Here is a 16,266-nt window from a genome sequence, read left to right as displayed (position 1 = left end):
CGAGCGCATGGAGCCATCATGAACCAGGCCCTCAAACCTTTCCGGCGCAGCAGCACGGCTGTTGCCGAGCCCGTGGAGCAGCCCCAGTACCTGACCTTTCGCCTGGGTGGCGAGGTTTACGCGCTGGAAATCCTGCATATCAAGGAGATCATCGAGTACGGTGGCTTGACCGAGGTCCCGATGATGCCCCGCTTTCTGCGGGGAGTAATCAACCTGCGGGGCGCGGTCGTGCCGGTGATTGATCTGGCCGCACGCTTCGGTCGCCCCGCGACCGAAATCGGCAAGCGCAGCTGTATCGTGATTGTCGAGGTCCAGCATGAGGAGGACTGGCTGGATCTGGGCATCATCGTCGATGCTGTTGACGAGGTGCTGGATCTGCCACCGGAGGCCATCGAACCCGCGCCGGCATTCGGCGCGAAGCTGCGCGCCGAGTTCATTCAGGGCATGGGTAAGCTGGATGATCGGTTCGTGATCCTGCTGTCGCTCAACCATGTGCTCTCCATCGGTGAGATGGCCGAACTCGCGGCAGGCACCGAGGGTGCGGGCAGCGCAGGTCCCTGATGATTGCTCCCGCAGGGCTCAACCCGGTGCTTCCCTTCGGCATGGTCGAGATGACCGATGCGGAGTTTGCCCATTACCAGCCATGGATCGAAAAGCTGACGGGTATCCACCTCGCGCCGGTCAAGAAGGCCATGCTTGCTGGCCGGCTGGCCAAGCGCCTGCGTGACCGGGCCGTACCCACTTTTGGCGACTACTTCCAGCTGATCGCGCAGTCTGGTGACGATGCCGAGCGGCAGATCGCCATTGACCTGATCACCACCAACGAAACCTATTTCTTCCGCGAGCCACGCCACTTCGACGCGCTTCGGGAGCAGTTGCTGCCCCTGCTCAAGGGCCAGCCAGTGCGAATCTGGAGTGCTGCCAGCGCCTCCGGTGAGGAGGCTTACAGCCTAGCAATGGAGCTGGCTTCCACCTTGGGTATACAAGGGCCATGGGAGGTGATCGGGTCGGACATTTCCAGCCGGGTACTCGCGCAGGCAAGGCGCGGTCTGTATCCCATGGAGCGTGCCCACAATATTCCGCCGGACTACCTCAAGCAGTACTGCCTGCGTGGCACAGGCGAGTACATGGGGCAGATGCTGATTGATCGCGCTTTGCGGCAGAAAGTGCGTTTCGAGGCGGTGAACCTGATCGAATCCTTGCCCGAGATCGGGCGCTTCGACGTGATTTTTCTGCGTAATGTGATCATCTATTTCGATGGTGACACCAAGCGGCGAGTGGTTCAGGCCGTAGCCGAGTTACTCAAGCCCGGCGGCTGGCTGGTGGTGGGCCACTCCGAATCACTGATCGGCTTGCCGGGTCTGCTCGAATCTTTCATGCCCACGATCTACAGGAAGCGTAAATGAGCTTCCAGATCGATATTTTCCTGCAACCGGGAGAGGTGTATTTCGGCGATGCAGAAACCCGGATACGCACCTTGCTGGGCTCCTGTGTGTCGATCACCTGGTGGCACCCACAGCGCCGTATCGGGGGGATGTGTCATTACCTGCTGCCGCAACGGCCCAATACACAGCCTTCCGGCACAGCAAAAGCCGGCCTGCCGGCGCAGCTCGATGGTCGCTATGCTGAGGAAGCGTTTCAATTGGTCATGCGCTATATTCAATCGACCGGAACGCTGCCGGCGGACTATGTGGTGAAAATGTTCGGTGGCGGTCACATGCTCAATAACGGCAGCAGCAAACTACCAGCAGTGGGCGATCGCAATATCGAATTCGGCAAGCAGTGGCTGGCCAGTCACGGTTTCCGGCTGAGCAGGGAGCACCTTGCCGGCGAGGGACATCGTCACATCGTATTCGATATCGCGACCGGCGATGTCTGGGTCCGGTTCCAGCCTACGCCGGGTAAGTCAACGTAAGCGAGCGGGGGATACACATGCCTATCAACGTGCTGATCGTCGATGATTCGGCTGTCGTGCGTCAGGTGATCAGTGACGAACTCGCCCGCGAGTCCGATATCAAGGTGATCGGCGCAGCGGCGGACCCGCTGTTTGCCATGGAGCGAATGAAGCTTCAGTGGCCCGATGTCATCGTGCTGGATATCGAGATGCCGCGCATGGACGGCATTACCTTCCTGAAAAAGCTGATGGCCGAGCGCCCCACGCCGGTCGTGATTTGCTCCAGCCTCACGGAGAAGGGGGCGGCGGTGACGCTGGAAGCGCTGTCTTCCGGTGCCTTGGGCATCATTACCAAGCCCTCCATCGGTGTGCGTGACTTTCTGCAGGACAGCTCGGCTGATCTGATTCATGCCATCCGCGCCGCTCACGCAGCGAGCGGTCGCCTGCGCATGCTGCGACCACTGAATACGCCCGCGCCTGCATCAAGGCCCGCTCCGCAAGACACGCCGCCTCCGCGCGCGGTTGGGGCGCCCATGTCGTTTGTGTCGGAGAAAATCCAGACCCCCAAGCTGAGTGCCGATGCCATTCTGGATGCCCCTAACGGGGTGCCGATGCATAGCGTGACCGAACGGATTGTGGCGCTGGGTGTCTCTACAGGCGGGGTTCAGGCATTGGAACAGGTGCTGCCGGCCTTGAGTGTCGATTGTCCTGGCTTGGCTATCGTCCAGCACATGCCCGAAAAATTTACCGCCACCTTTGCGCAACGCCTCAACGGTCTTTGCAAGATCGAAGTCAAGGAAGCCGAGAACAACGATCGCATGATGCGCGGCCGTGCGCTGATTGCGCCGGGCGGCAAGCACCTGCTGGTCAAACGTGGGCCATCGCATTACTACGTGGAAGTGGTGGACGGCCCCTTGGTCAGCCGCCATCGACCATCCGTGGATGTGCTGTTCCGTTCGGTGGCCAAGTGTGCCGGCAAGAATGCGCTGGGCATCATCATGACCGGGATGGGCGATGATGGTGCCAAGGGTCTGAAGGAAATGCGTGATATGGGCGCAACAACTTACGCGCAGGATGAGGCCAGCTGTATTGTGTTCGGGATGCCCAAGGAGGCGCTACGGATCGGCGCAACCGAGCAGGTGGCAAGCCTGACGGAAATTCCGGGTGTGATTAGCCGCAGTCTGTTGCGCACGGTCTAATCTGAATGCATGCAGACAGGTATTGCGGATCAGTTTTCGATAATATGCCTGATGACGGAACAAGGGCTCAAAGCATGACGATCAACACCGATCTGAGTGTCATGGTGGTAGAGGACAGCGCCGTGCAGCGATTGCACGCACTCGACCTGCTCACCAGTATGGGTATCAAACAATTGCTTGAGGCCGAGAACGGCCGCCACGCGCTGGATGTCCTTGCCGCCAACAATAAGCCCGACATCCTGATCACCGATCTGGAAATGCCCGATATGGATGGCGTGGAGTTGATCCGCCATATCGCCGAACGGCATCTCGTCAACGCACTGATCGTCGTATCCGGCCGCGAAACCACCCTGTTGTCCACCGTGGAAACCATGGCGCAGGAGCACGGCCTGATCGTGCTTGGCATCGTTCAAAAACCCCTTTCTTTCGATAATCTGGCTAATCTGGTCGGACGTTTCCGGCCCGGTGAGGTCTCCGAGAAGCAACGTGCTGCCGAGTACAACTTCAGCATTGAGGATGTACGCCGCGCCATTGCCAACCGTGAACTGGTCTTGCATTACCAACCCAAGGTCACCACGCACTCGGGTGTGATGCGTGGCGTGGAAGCATTGGTGCGCTGGCAGCACCCGCAGCACGGTCTTGTTCCGCCTGCCTACTTCATCCCGATTGCCGAAGAGGGCGGGGCGATTGATGACCTTACCGACTGGGCACTTGAAACGGCACTCAAACAACTGCGTGATTGGCATGCGCGTGGGCTTACCATCAGCGTGGCCGTGAATCTCTCGGCCAAGTCGCTGGCTTTGACCGACCTGGCAGACCGTATCGCCGCCGTGACCAGCAAGATCGGTATCGAGCCCAAGTATCTGGTGCTGGAAATCACCGAGACGGCTGTCATGTCTGATCTCGCCTTGTCGCTGGGTACCTTGGCGCGCCTCCGGCTCAAGGGTTTCGGCTTGGGCATCGATGACTTCGGCACCGGTTTTTCCTCCATGCAGCAGCTTTCACGCATTCCGTTTACCGAGCTCAAGATCGATCGATCACTGGTGCACGGCGCATCGGAGAAACCGCATCTGCATGTGATGCTGCAAAGTACGATCGAGATGGGCAAGAAGCTGCATCTGACCACCGTAGCCGAAGGGGTGGAGAACCCAGCGGACTGGCAGTTGATTCGCCTGCTGGGTTGCGATGTGGCGCAGGGTTTCCATGTCTCCAAACCGATACCGGGCGATGCGCTGGCTGGCTGGCTCAAGCAGGGTACGCAGCATTTGCGCCCACCCCGGCCGGGCATGAGTTGATGCCCCTTTGCGATCGCCTACAAAAAAGCCACCGGTGCCGGTGGCTTTTTTGTGGGCGTGGCTGACTAGGCGAGCTGGCGCCGGGTTCAGCGCCGGGACACCCGTATGACGCCAGGCACCTGCTGCACTTGCGCGGTGATGCGCTGCAGCGCCTCGCCATCACGGATTTCCAGGGTAAAGCGCATATTGGCCACCTGATGGCGGGTCAAGGTTTGCGCTGCCGTAACATTGATCTTGTCGCGCGAAAACAGATCGGAAATGTCGCGCAAGAGGCTGGGACGATCATGCGCCTCGATCTCGATGTCGGCCGCGAATACCTGTCCGTTCTGCCCGCGAGTCAGCTTGTCACCCCAATCCGCCGTGATCAGCCGCTCGGGTGCCTGTGCTGACAAGCGCTTGAGCGTGGCGCAGTCACTGCGATGAATGCTGATGCCTCGACCTTTGGTGACAAAACCGACGACCGGGTCGGGTGGCACGGGTTTGCAGCATTTGGAGAGCATGGTCATCAGCTTGTCCACGCCCTCGATCAGGATGCCTTCGCCCTGATGGTCGGCGCGGGCACGCTTGACGATATCACTGGTTTCCAGGGGCGCCGGCACCGGTGCGGGCACCAGCGCCATGGCGAGATCGCGGGACGTGACTTCGTTCTGCCCCACCGCGGCGAGCAACTCGTTGAGTTGCTTGTAGCCCATACGGGTGGCCAGATCCTCCAGGTTCGGATGTTGGCCGCTGCGGGCGATCTCGCGCTCCAGAATGCCCCGACCCGTCTCGATGGCAATATCCAGATTCTGCTGCCGCAGCCAGTGGCGAACCTTCTGGATGGCCCGATGACTCTTCAAATAGCCTTCGTGTAGCCAGTCGATACTGGGCCCCCCCTCCTTGGCGGCCAGAATCTCGACCCGCTGACCGGTCTGCAAGGGGGTGCTCAGGGGCACAATATGGCCATCCACCTTCGCGCCGCGGCAGCGGTGGCCGAGATCGGAATGCAGGTGGTAGGCAAAATCGAGCGGTGTGCTGCCCTGTGGCAGGGCAATGACGCGGCCTGCCGGCGTGAGCGCATACACGGTGTCGTCGAACTGTTCGGCCTGGAAGGCCTCGGCCAGCGGCGTTTGCTGGCTCATCTCGTCGCGCCAGTCGAGTAACTGGCGTAGCCAGGCGATCTTCTCTTCGTAGCGCGTGTCGCCGTGACCGCCTTCCTTGTAGCGCCAGTGTGCCGCCACCCCATATTCGGCGTGCTCGTGCATCTCTACCGTGCGGATCTGCACTTCGAGCGCCTTGTCCTGGGGGCCGACCACCACCGTATGCAGGCTGCGGTAGAAGTTGCCCTTGGGGTGGCTGATGTAGTCGTCGAACTCGCCGGGTATGGGCTGCCAGATGTGATGCACCACGCCGAGCGCGGCATAGCAGTCGGCCACGCTGTCGACGAGCACGCGGATGGCGCGGATATCGTAGACCTCGCTGAAGTCGAGGCGCTTCTGCTGCATCTTCTTGTAGATGCTGTAGATGTGCTTGGGTCGCCCCATCAGATCCGCTTTGACGCCTTGGCGCAACAGCGCCTCACGCAGGCTGGCAATCGCATCGCTAATGAAATGCTCGCGATCAGCCCGCTTTTCATCCAGCAAGCCGGCGATCTTTTTGTAAAGCACGGGCTCCAGGAAGCGGAAGCCCAAGTCCTCCAGCTCCCACTTGATTTGCCATACCCCGAGCCGGTTGGCCAGCGGGGCAAAGATGTCGAGGGTTTCCCGCGCAATGGCGAGCCGGACTGACTCAGGGCAATGGGCCAGGTAGTGCATGGTCTGGGTACGCCAAGCCAGCTTCACGAGCACGACCCGGATGTCTTCGACCATGGCCAGCAGCATCTTGCGCACGGTTTCAATCTGTTGCTGCGCATCGTGCTGGCGACCCGCCGGCAGCTGACTCAGTGCGGCCATCTTGCGTACCTTGCCGATTCCGTCGACCAGCTGCGCTACCGTGTCGCCGAAGCGGGCACGGATTTGCGCGGCCGCATCGGGCAAGTGATCCGCAGCGCAGAACAGCAGGGTAGCAATGACGGTATCTGCATTCAGGCGCAAGTCCGCCACGATGCTGGCGGCGGCGACGGCATGGGGAAAGATGGGCGCATTGATCGGCGCATAGCGCTTGCCGGCATAAAGGTCCTGCGCCCAGGTCATGGCATCGGCAAGCCGCGTCATGTCGTCGGCGTCATAGCGATCAGCCAGTCGCGCCAGCCAGCCCTGCGGGTCGGCGGCTTCGGCAACAGAGACAGCAAGAGGGCGGGTAGGAGCAACCATGCGGGGATTATGCCACGGGCTTTTCGGCAGACCGCAGCCCGGCCTTTATATCAAACGAGAAACATTACTATTTGCAAATGAGAAATGTTATCGATAGTATTTGGTTCGTGCCCAGTGCATGGCAGTTTGACCGGGAAGCCAAACTGCCATGCATGCGGCGCCAACAGGGCCGATGCCGCTGTTGCTGTCATACCCAGTACGGACTTCCAGCCCCTCATGGGGCTGGTCTTTTTTCTGGCAGAGGCTCTTGGCCGCTGCCTGTCACGGATAGTTGAGGAAATTCAGTTCATGCGCGAGATCGAAAAGAAAACCAGCGCGGTGCGTCACTTTGCCAAGCTGCCAGCAGCCATGCTGGTGGCGGGTGCGGTCAGCACTGCTTTTGCCGCCGAGACAGTGCCGACCGGTGAGGAGAAGGCACTGGCTGCAGTCAAGGTGGAAGCGGATCGCGCGCGTGATCCCAATGGCACGGCAGATACCTACAATGCCGATTTCACCACGGTGGGCCGTGTACCTTCGGCGATTCGCGACGTACCGCAAGCCACGACCAGCATCACCAACCGGGTGCTGCAGGAACGTGATGCCAACACGATCAAGGAAGCGCTCTATAACGCCCCTGGCATTACCTTCAATGCCTCGGAGGGCGGGAACTCTGGCGACGGGATCGTGATGCGTGGCTTCTCGGCCAGCAACGACATTTTCCTCGATAACTTCCGCGATGGTGCCCAGTACAACCGCGACACCTTCTTTGTGGACCGGGTGGAGGTGCTGCGTGGTCCCGCATCCATGCTGTATGGCAAGGGTTCAACCGGTGGCGTGATCAACCAGGTCAGCAAGACCCCGTTCCAGAGCGATCTGCACACGGTATCGGCGACGGTGGGTAGCGACGACTTCCGTCGGGTCGAAGGGGATTTCAACAAGGGCTTGTCGGATACATCGGGCCTGCGCGTGAATGTGATGAAGCAGGAAGCCGGTAGTTTCCGCGAAGGCGTCGAGCAGAATCGCATGGGTATTGCCCCGGCGATCAAGTTCGGTATCGGTACGCCTACCGAAGTGACACTGAGCTATCTGCACTACGAAGAAGACAATGTCCCTGACTACGGCGTCCCGTATTTCAAGGGTCAGCCCATGCCGACAACGGACAAGTTCTTCGGTCTGACCGCTATCGATAGCGAAGACAACAAGGTCGACGTGCTGACCTTCGATATCCAGCATCGCTTTGCGCCGGGTGTGGTGCTGCGCAGCGTGACCCGCGCCGGCAACTACGATACGGATCTGCGCGCCTCGGCCCCTAGGCTCAACACGACGGTAACGGGTGGCCAGCTCACGGATGCGAGCGTGATTACCCGCGGCCGCCCACTGCGCAAACGGGATCAGGAAATCCTTTCCAACCTGACGGACATGACGTTCCGCCTGGACACTGCCGGTATCCGCCACGAGGTGGTGGCCGGACTGGAACTGACCCGCGAGACGGTGGAGATCCTCAGCCGGGCGCATGGCGTAAATGCTGCTGGTCAGGCCCAACCCTGCGCGACGCCAGCGGGCACGGTAGGCAATCCCAATGTGAACGCACCGGTGGTTTGCGCGCCGCTGGTGGTTACCAGTGTGGGGGATGTCAGCGCGGAGACGGGCGCCCTGTTCATGCAGGATGTCATGTCGCTGACGCCGCAGATCAAGCTCTTGGTGGGTGCACGTTACGACCGCTTCAAGACGGGGGTGGAGACGCGGCCGCAGGTGGGCGTGAATGCCGGCAAGGTGATTGATGTGCGTAACCGCACCGAGCATATCTGGAGCCTGCGTACCGGCTTGATCTGGCAGCCCGACAGCATGCAGAGTTACTACGCCTCCTTCGGCAATTCGTTCAACCCCTCTGCCGAGGCTTATGCGCTGGATGTGGCGGGCAGCAATACCCCGCCCGAGAAGAACAAGAACTACGAAATTGGTGCCAAGTGGGATCTGTTCGACAAGCAACTGGCGGTGCGCACGGCCATCTTTGACACGATCAAGACCAACGAGCGCCAGACTGATGTGACGGATACAACCCCTACCGTGGATTACCTGCTCTCGGGCCAGCGCTCTACCAAGGGTATCGAACTGGAGCTGGCGGGGCAGATCACCGACGCCTGGGCGGTATTTGCCGGCTACGCCTACATGAACCCGCGTATCGATAAATCCGGTCCCACCACGCAGGGCAATATCGGCAAGCGCCCACCGAATGCCCCGAGCCACACGGGCAATCTGTGGACAACCTACAAGATCGGCAGTGACTGGAAGGTCGGCTTGGGTGCCAACTATCTGGGTCTGCGCTTCGCGGATCGGTACAGCAATGGTTCGGCCCTGAACAACACCACGCATCTGCCCGCGTTTACCCGCTGGGATGCTTCGGTCGAGTACACGCACCGTAATCTCAGCGCCCAGCTCAATCTGTACAACCTGGCCGACAAACCCTACTTTGAAGGCATGTATCCGGGTTTTGCCACGCCGGGTATCAACCGTAGCGCGCGCCTAACGGTCAGCTACAAGTACTGGTAAGACCGGCGCATTGCCACAAGCCCATCCGCCATGCATGGCGGATGGGCTTGTTTTGACAGATCAGGAACTCATCATGTTGTTGCATATCCCTGCGGTGCTGGATGCCGCCACCGTTCGTCACTGCCGGCAGCGTCTGGATGCCGCCGGCTGGGCAGATGGCAAGCTCACGGCAGGCAATCAGTCGAGCCAGGTCAAGCGTAATCAGCAGTTGCCCCCCGAGGACCCGGCCACGGCGCATATCGGCCAGATCATTCGTCAGGCCCTGCAGGGTCATGCGCTGTTTTTCTCGGCGGCCTTGCCCAAGGAGATCATCCGCCCGCTGTTCAATCGTTATGAGGGCGGGCAGGACTTCGGCAACCATATCGATAACGCCGTACGCGGTGTACCCGGCACCGATATCCGGGTGCGTACCGACCTTTCCGCCACCCTGTTCTTCAGCGAGCCGGACGAATACGACGGCGGTGAACTGATGATCGAGGATACCTATGGCTTGCACAGCGTGAAGCTGGCAGCCGGCGACATGATCCTTTACCCCTCCACCAGCCTGCATCGGGTTGAACCGGTCACCCGCGGTGCCCGGCTGGCATCGTTTTTCTGGATCCAGAGCATGGTGCGCTCCGCAGAGCGCCGGGCCATGCTGTTCGATCTGGATCAGTCCATCCAGGTGCTGCGAGCCAAGCACGGCGATACCGACGAGATCATCCGGATCACCGGGATCTATCACAACCTGCTGCGCCAGTGGGTCGAGCTTTAGCGCGCTTTTGACCGGCGCGTCAGATGCCGATCTTATCGGTTGATTGGCGGCAGATTCATCCCAAAGAAGGAGTGACGGTGTCGCTGGCTTGGCTACAATGCACCCAGCCGGGGCAATACGCCCCCGATCCGGCAAACAATAAAAACGTACTGAGGAAATCATGCGGCCTGGCGCAGCCAACGTTCTGGTATGCCCGCACTGCCGGCAGTGGTTGCGCTGCCAGGCGATCGATCTGCATAACCGCTTTGATGCCGAGGTCTGGTCGGACCTGAGGGTCGTCGACACCTTCTGGCATACGCCGGCAGACATGGTGGCCTGCACCAATTGTCACCAGCCTTTCCTGCGCTCACAGGCGGAGCGGGCAGGGGTGCTGCCATCGAGTATCGATGAGCTGGATTTCCGGATTGAAGATGATGGCTGGCATCTGCTGCCGCGCTTTGGCAAGAGCCGCGAGCTGGCATTGCTGGAGCGCTATCTGTCTGCACCGGTGCTCACCTTGCTGAGCCTCGAAGCCGTGGAAGCCGCGCTGCCGGCAGCCCGCGCCGATGCCGAGATCGATCTGCGCTTGCAGTGCCTGCGTCATCACAATGACGTACGGCGTCATGGCCACGGTGAACCCTGGGAGCGGCTGGCGCCGCGATTTCATGCCAATACCGAGCGGCTATTGGCCATCCTGTCGCCACATGACGAGTTTCATCAACTGATGGCGGCGGAAATCCTGCGTGAATATGGCGAGTTCCATGCCGCCATGCAGCGCTTGTCATGCGTACAGCATGTGCACGGTCATGAAAAGGCCGCGCTGATGGGCTGGATCATCGAACGGCGTACCGAGTTGATGCCCTTCTGAGCTTGGCCGTGCAAAGCATCGGCGCATCAGGGGACTGGCGTGTCGGCTTGCGCCCCATAGAGTTGCAACAGGCTGCCCAGTTGCCCCGAACTGCGCAGGCGTGCCAAACCGGCATTGATCCGGGCCAGCAAGCGTTCGGCCTTGGGGGTGTGACGATGCAGCAGCACCGATAAAGCCTCAATCTGAACGGGTTGGCTACGAAGCTTTACCCCGGAGGCGCCATTGGGCGTGTGCCGCAACAACCAGCGTGCCACGCCCCGATCAATGGGGAAAACATCGATCCTGCCCACCTGCAGGGCTTTGATGCCTTGCGCATCATCCAGAATCATCACGGCGTCTTGCCCGGACTGGGTCAACAGGGCCTGAATGACAGGTATCTGCTCGTACTTGTAACCATTGGGCAAGCCGATACGGGTGCCGGGTGGCACCGTCAGCGGCTCCTCGCCCAACAGCAGATCCGCGCGGTAGGCAAGCACGACCTCGCTGTACAGCAGGGGCTCGGTTGCCAGAAAGTCACTATTGAGACGCGACGGTTGCCAGAGGATCGCCCCATCCAGATGCCCCCGCCGTGCCAGCTCCAGCCCGCGTTTCCAGGACAGGTGCACGAACTCGACCTGAGTCTCATCATCGGCCAGGGCGCTGCGGATGATCTGAGCGGCAATCCCTTGCTGCGGCAGGGTGGCACCTGCATAAGGCGGCCACTCGCCGCTGGCCAGCCGGACCCGATCAGCGGCATGGGCCAGCCCGGCGGCGAGTGCCAGCAAGAGCATGAACAGTGATTTGATCAAGGCGTACTTCCGGCTGTAACCGGGTATCGGCGTTTTCCCATTTCCAAGATAGACCCTGCTGGCGCGTCCGGCAGGGTCGTGTTCTGACGATGCGCCGGACGGCGATGACGATCCGGCGGCACCGGTGTTGCGCATCCCGGCCTGGGCGTACGGCGTGCGTATCAGCGGCTGGCCACCGTGATGCGCTGGCGGTGATGGCGCGGCGTAGTGGCCTCATCCAGAATGGCGACCGCAAGGTCTGCCGTGCTGATGCCGGCGGGTTGCTCACCCGCCATCAGCAAGTCATCGGCGCCCAGCCGGTAGTCGCCGGTACGTGCGCCGGGCGCCAGCAGCGCAGGGGGTGAGACAAATACCCAATCAAGCGTGGTTTCATTGCGCATGCGTTGCAGTGCTTCGCGTGCGGCAAGTGCACCTTGCTTGTACTCGGCCGGAAAGGTCGGGGTATCCACAAGCTGCAAACCCGGTGCCACATAGAGACTGCCCGCGCCGCCCACCGTGATGAAGCGGGGCACGCCCGCGGCCTTGACTCCGGCCACGATGGCGTCATGGCCCCGGAGAAACAGATCATGGATGTCCATTTTGTCCCAGCCGGGATTGAAGGCGCTGATCACCACCTCGGCGCCGCCCACGGCAGCCGTTACCGCATCCCGTTGATACACATCGGCCTGAACCACGGTCAGGCCCTGTCGCGGTACCAGTCTTGCGGGGGCGCGAACCAGCGCGGTGACCGCGACGCCGCGTTGCAGGGCCTCATCGAGCAGAGCGCTGCCTACAAAGCCGGTGGCGCCAATCAAAGCAATCTTCATGATGGTGATTCCTGTCGGGGTTAAGGAGTTGTCTGCCCCGTAACCCGAGTGCCGGGGTGGACAGTGACGCCATGTTGCACTCCGACATTGTTTTGATAAATCTCGTAAAGTTGAAATCATCGTTCTTGATTTGATAACAAAATATGCGCCAGCCTGATCTGAACCGACTCGCCCTGTTTGCAGCCGTAGTTGAGGCCGGGGGCTTTACTGCTGCTGCCGACAAGCTGGGCATGGCCAAGTCGCAGCTCAGCCAGCAGGTGGCCCGACTGGAGGCCGAGCTGGGCGTGGCGCTGCTGACCCGCACCACGCGTCGCGTCGGCGTGACCGAAGCCGGAGAACGCCTCCACACCGATTGCGCACCTTTGCTGGCGGGTTTGCATGAGGCGGTTTCCCGTCTGGGGCAGGAAGGCACGCTGTCAGGGCGGCTACGTATTACGGCCGGGTCGGCCTACAGCGAAGGCGTGTTGGGTGGCTTGCTGGTGCAGTTCGCGCGTTTGCACCCCGCACTGGAACTGGAGCTGGTGGCCAGCGATACGCCATTGGATCTGGTCGCGGAAGGGATGGATCTGGCGATCCGAGCCGGCATCCTGCGCGATTCCAGTCTGCATGCCGTCAAACTGGGTGACTTTGCCCAAGTGGCGGTCGCCACGCCGGGACTGTTTGCACAGATGGGCTGCCCGCGTACACCCGCCGCACTCAATGGACAACCCTGGGTGGCACTGAGCGTGCTGCCCTCGCCCTTGACCTGGGGGTTCCGGCATGGCGAAGGTGGTGCTGCGGAAACCGTTCGGGGGCGCGCCGTGATGCGTATGAACAGTGCATCCCTGGTGCGCGAATGCGTCCGCGCGGATGTCGGTTGCGGGGTGCTGCCGGATTACATGCTGCATGAGGATCTGGCCACTGGCCGCTTGATCCATTTGCTGCCGGACTGGCAGCTGCCGGCGGCCGGTATCTACGCGGTGTATCCCGCCGCACGCTACCTGCCTGCCAAGGTGAGGGCGCTGATCGACTACCTGCGCCTTCATCTGCCATCCAGGGTCGATGTTTAAGGCGGCGGAAGACCGGGCATATTCACGTTAGGAAGAATTTAGGAAATCCTTAACCCAGATTTAGCAACGGCCATCCCACGCGCTCCTTAGGCTTGAGGTCATTCAAAAACAGCACGGGCCCATAGCCCGCTCGGGAGCCAAACATGCCGTTCGTTCATCATCGCCACGATATCCACGCGCACATCCACAAGGCCCTTCGCGCTCATCTGAGCCAGACCATGCTGGCATGTGGCCGTGCCGACTGGGACGATCGCGAGGAAAGAGACACTTGCCTCGCCGATATCCGCCAGCTGCTGGCCGCCTGCCAGACCCGGCTCGATCAAGAGGGGGAGTTCATTCATCCCCGCCTGGAAGCACTGGAACCCGGTGTTGCGGCCCGTGCCGGCGTGTGCCACCTGCAACTGGAATCGACCATGGACGATCTGAGCGATCTGGTTCAGGCGCTGGACGATGCCTCCCCTCCCGAGCGCGAGACAGCGGGCGTTGCACTGTATGGCCGCCTAGCGATGTTTGTTGCCGAGTTCATTGTCCACATGGGCATGATCGAGCGTGAACACAACAAGGTCCTGTGGCATCACTTCAGCGATAGCGAGCTGCGCTGTATCGAGGCAGAGATCGTTGCCAGCATGAGCCCGGAGCGGCAAATGTTCCTGCTTCGCTGGATGATCCCCAATCTGAATCCGGACGAGCGCCTCGATCTGGTCCGCACCATCCGCCGTGATGCTCCGGCCGATGCGGTACAGGCATTGATGAACCTCACCCGTAGCGTGCTGACCACCCGCGACTGGACGCGGCTGGTCTTTGCCTTGGGAGGGTTTTTGCACCACCCGGTCGCGGAGCTGGCAGCATGAGTGCCCGGACCATCATGCAGCAGGTGGGCAGCCTGCCCGGTGTGCTGGTTTGGCAAATTACGCGGGAGGGCATTGCGCCTTCCCCACACGCGGGGGAGTTGCTGTACCAGGGTGTCTGCATCGCGGTGACCCGTCTGTACCGGTCCGCCGGCCCGGGGTCGCTGCGCCGTCCGGTCAGGTCGTGCGCTGGGGATCAGTGAGCGGCATCTACTTGCTGCAGCAGCATGGGCCGCGCTACCACCAGCCGCAGGCGTCCGCGTGCTGGCCGGTCTATACGCAACCAGTCACACCGCTCAGCCAGCCGGCGCTGCAAAAGCAACAAGCGGGTTTCCAGATTGTCATCGAGCTCAGGTAGCCGCAAGCGCGCATCCATGCGCAGCTCGCGGTTGCTGAAATCCTGCCGGCCATCGCGCTGATAATCGCCCAGCATCAGCCACAGGATCGCACCGGCAACCCCCTTGATCAGATAGTCGTCGCCAAAGAAGAGGCTCTGATTGGCCGCGTAATAGCGCACCGACACGGCATCGGTCGAAGTATCCAGCGATACAGGTCTGGCCGTATCGGTTCCCATGCCCGGTTCGGGCTGGCGCAGCAACAGACGCATGGCCATGGCGAGCTGGCTCGCGATGGCAGTCAACGCATCTTCGTCATCCACACTGAAACGCGGCGTGTGTACGCTTTCGGCATACAGCACGCCACCGAGCCAGTTGCCCGCCAGAATCGGCACGGCAATCTGGCAACGGGAGTGGGCCAGCGTTGGCAGCGGAATCGCCGGATCTGCCGGGTAAGCCGCCAATGCGTCCTCTGTGGCAGCGGGGCGCCCCGCCGGCCGTAGTGCCGCAGCCTGTTGATGCCGACGCATGGGCGTGCGGTACTGTGCAGCCAGGCCGATCAGCCCCTCGCCCAGCGCCACCTCCGAACCTACACCCGAACTCGTATAGCCCCGACTCGCCACCGTATAGAGCCATTGACCTGACTCGTCCATGCACAGGATCAGGCTATTGGTGATTTCCAGCTGCGCTGCCAACCCATCCAGCACGTGGTCCAGCGCCTGCGAGAGCTCCTCGGCATTGGCGAGCGCAAGACTGATATTGCGCAGGGCAAGCAAGTGCTCCTGCCGGGCTGTGGCCGCTGGCAGATCGCTCGCGGTGTGCGTATCGATGCTGAGCACCTCATGGATGTCGGCACAGATCAGCGCAGGCTGATCGTTTATCGCCGCCGGCTGTATAGCGGGGTCCAGCCGCGCACGCAGATGCTCGAACAGCGGCCCCTCCGTTTCCACATGATGCAAGCGCAGGCTGATCTGGCAGCTGCGGTGCTCGCTTGTCTCCTGCAGCATCAATGCGGCGTGCGGATTGCGCCGCAGATTACGGTAGGTGGTATCAAACGCCTCGCAACTGAGAGCGAGGCGATCAGGGCCGGCATACTGGGTGACGGAAACGGATGAAATATGCGGTGTGCCATCCTCTGCGCAACTGGCGAGATAGCGTTGCTCGGCGCTGTCGAGCTGATCGCGCAGGGCGTGCAGCTTCATGCCGGCGTACCGCTGATCGAACCGGTTCGCCCGGCTTGCCAGACGATATCGTCCGGGGTGAAGCAGACAGCCACCAGATCCCCCGCGGTCTGCAGCTTGCTGGATCGTGCAGCCAGCCAGACCAGATCATCGTCGGCTGGCTCGGTAACACGCGCATCGCTGCCTTTGAGCTGTAACAGGCTGTCGGCCGTGGGCACCGCCACGGCGATACGTCCGCAGATGAGGATATGCGTGAGGAGCAGACCCACGGCATCGCGCGGCAACCATAGCTGCACCGTACGCCGATCTGCCGATACCCGGCATGCCAGGGCCGGGCCGATCGAGGGCTGACGCGCCGCGCTGCGGGAGGCAACGGCAATGAGCGTCGCCTCATGCAGGGCGGCCAGCACGGTATCGTCGATCAGGGCGGCGTCTTCCATCCGGCAAGGA

The 16,266-nt window shown here is 61.4% G+C and carries 15 protein-coding genes; 10 read left to right on the top strand and 5 right to left on the bottom strand.

What is annotated here, in order from left to right; genetic code table 11:
• Positions 1 to 18: 18 nt before the first annotated feature.
• From O9X62_RS09610 to O9X62_RS09590, 5 genes are all read left to right on the top strand, one after another.
• Positions 19 to 561 carry a chemotaxis protein CheW gene (locus tag O9X62_RS09610; protein ID WP_269532605.1) on the top strand — a complete coding sequence of 181 codons (543 nt, stop codon included), beginning with the start codon at positions 19 to 21 and terminating at the stop codon, positions 559 to 561.
• Positions 561 to 1,406: a protein-glutamate O-methyltransferase CheR gene (locus O9X62_RS09605; RefSeq protein ID WP_269532604.1), complete on the top strand. Its 846-nt coding sequence runs from the start codon at positions 561 to 563 to the stop codon at positions 1,404 to 1,406. Before O9X62_RS09610 ends, O9X62_RS09605 begins: the two co-directional genes overlap by 1 nt.
• Positions 1,403 to 1,915 carry a chemotaxis protein CheD gene (locus tag O9X62_RS09600; protein ID WP_269532603.1) on the top strand — a complete coding sequence of 171 codons (513 nt, stop codon included), beginning with the start codon at positions 1,403 to 1,405 and terminating at the stop codon, positions 1,913 to 1,915. Before O9X62_RS09605 ends, O9X62_RS09600 begins: the two co-directional genes overlap by 4 nt.
• Positions 1,916 to 1,932: 17 nt before the next feature.
• On the top strand, positions 1,933 to 3,093 hold the full coding sequence (locus tag O9X62_RS09595; protein WP_269532602.1) for a chemotaxis response regulator protein-glutamate methylesterase: 1,161 nt from the start codon (positions 1,933 to 1,935) through the stop codon (positions 3,091 to 3,093).
• Positions 3,094 to 3,167: 74 nt separating this feature from the next.
• A complete protein-coding gene (locus tag O9X62_RS09590) occupies positions 3,168 to 4,388 on the top strand; it encodes an EAL domain-containing protein (protein ID WP_269532601.1) in 1,221 nt (406 codons plus the stop codon).
• An 86-nt stretch (positions 4,389 to 4,474) separates the two neighbouring features.
• Here O9X62_RS09590 and O9X62_RS09585 read toward each other — a convergent pair whose 3' ends face one another.
• Complete coding sequence (locus O9X62_RS09585; RefSeq protein ID WP_269532600.1) at positions 4,475 to 6,679, bottom strand: bifunctional (p)ppGpp synthetase/guanosine-3',5'-bis(diphosphate) 3'-pyrophosphohydrolase; 2,205 nt, start codon at positions 6,677 to 6,679, stop codon at positions 4,475 to 4,477.
• Positions 6,680 to 6,967: 288 nt separating this feature from the next.
• Here O9X62_RS09585 and O9X62_RS09580 point away from each other — a divergent pair, with 288 nt between their 5' ends.
• The 3 genes from O9X62_RS09580 (at position 6,968) to O9X62_RS09570 (ending at position 10,809) form a co-directional block, all read left to right on the top strand.
• Positions 6,968 to 9,208, top strand: coding sequence for a TonB-dependent siderophore receptor (locus O9X62_RS09580; protein ID WP_269532598.1), 2,241 nt, complete (start codon positions 6,968 to 6,970; stop codon positions 9,206 to 9,208).
• 73 nt (positions 9,209 to 9,281) lie between these two features.
• The gene (locus O9X62_RS09575; RefSeq protein WP_269532597.1) at positions 9,282 to 9,962 is read left to right on the top strand and encodes a Fe2+-dependent dioxygenase; all 681 of its coding nucleotides are present in this window, start codon (positions 9,282 to 9,284) and stop codon (positions 9,960 to 9,962) included.
• Between the two features lie 160 nt (positions 9,963 to 10,122).
• Complete coding sequence (locus tag O9X62_RS09570) at positions 10,123 to 10,809, top strand: hypothetical protein (RefSeq protein WP_269532596.1); 687 nt, start codon at positions 10,123 to 10,125, stop codon at positions 10,807 to 10,809.
• Between the two features lie 26 nt (positions 10,810 to 10,835).
• Here the strand turns inward: O9X62_RS09570 and O9X62_RS09565 are convergent, their stop codons facing one another.
• Together O9X62_RS09565 and O9X62_RS09560 are read right to left on the bottom strand one after the other, a co-directional pair.
• Positions 10,836 to 11,597 carry an ABC transporter substrate-binding protein gene (locus O9X62_RS09565; protein ID WP_269532595.1) on the bottom strand — a complete coding sequence of 254 codons (762 nt, stop codon included), beginning with the start codon at positions 11,595 to 11,597 and terminating at the stop codon, positions 10,836 to 10,838.
• A gap of 161 nt (positions 11,598 to 11,758) precedes the next feature.
• A complete protein-coding gene (locus O9X62_RS09560) occupies positions 11,759 to 12,403 on the bottom strand; it encodes an NAD(P)-dependent oxidoreductase (RefSeq protein WP_269532594.1) in 645 nt (214 codons plus the stop codon).
• Between the two features lie 143 nt (positions 12,404 to 12,546).
• Between O9X62_RS09560 and O9X62_RS09555 the strand changes: the two genes are divergently transcribed.
• Positions 12,547 to 13,452: a LysR family transcriptional regulator gene (locus O9X62_RS09555; RefSeq protein WP_269532592.1), complete on the top strand. Its 906-nt coding sequence runs from the start codon at positions 12,547 to 12,549 to the stop codon at positions 13,450 to 13,452.
• Positions 13,453 to 13,595: 143 nt separating this feature from the next.
• Positions 13,596 to 14,303, top strand: coding sequence for a hypothetical protein (locus tag O9X62_RS09550; protein WP_269532590.1), 708 nt, complete (start codon positions 13,596 to 13,598; stop codon positions 14,301 to 14,303).
• Between the two features lie 193 nt (positions 14,304 to 14,496).
• Here the strand turns inward: O9X62_RS09550 and O9X62_RS09545 are convergent, their stop codons facing one another.
• Positions 14,497 to 15,837, bottom strand: coding sequence for a GAF domain-containing protein (locus O9X62_RS09545; protein ID WP_269532589.1), 1,341 nt, complete (start codon positions 15,835 to 15,837; stop codon positions 14,497 to 14,499).
• On the bottom strand, positions 15,834 to 16,256 hold the full coding sequence (locus O9X62_RS09540; RefSeq protein WP_269532588.1) for a hypothetical protein: 423 nt from the start codon (positions 16,254 to 16,256) through the stop codon (positions 15,834 to 15,836). Before O9X62_RS09540 ends, O9X62_RS09545 begins: the two co-directional genes overlap by 4 nt.
• Between the last annotated feature and the right edge of the window lie 10 nt (positions 16,257 to 16,266).

This window comes from Chitinimonas sp. BJYL2 (assembly GCF_027257935.1).
Lineage (GTDB): Bacteria > Pseudomonadota > Gammaproteobacteria > Burkholderiales > Chitinimonadaceae > Chitinimonas.
This window is presented reverse-complemented; position numbering and strand designations above follow the sequence as displayed.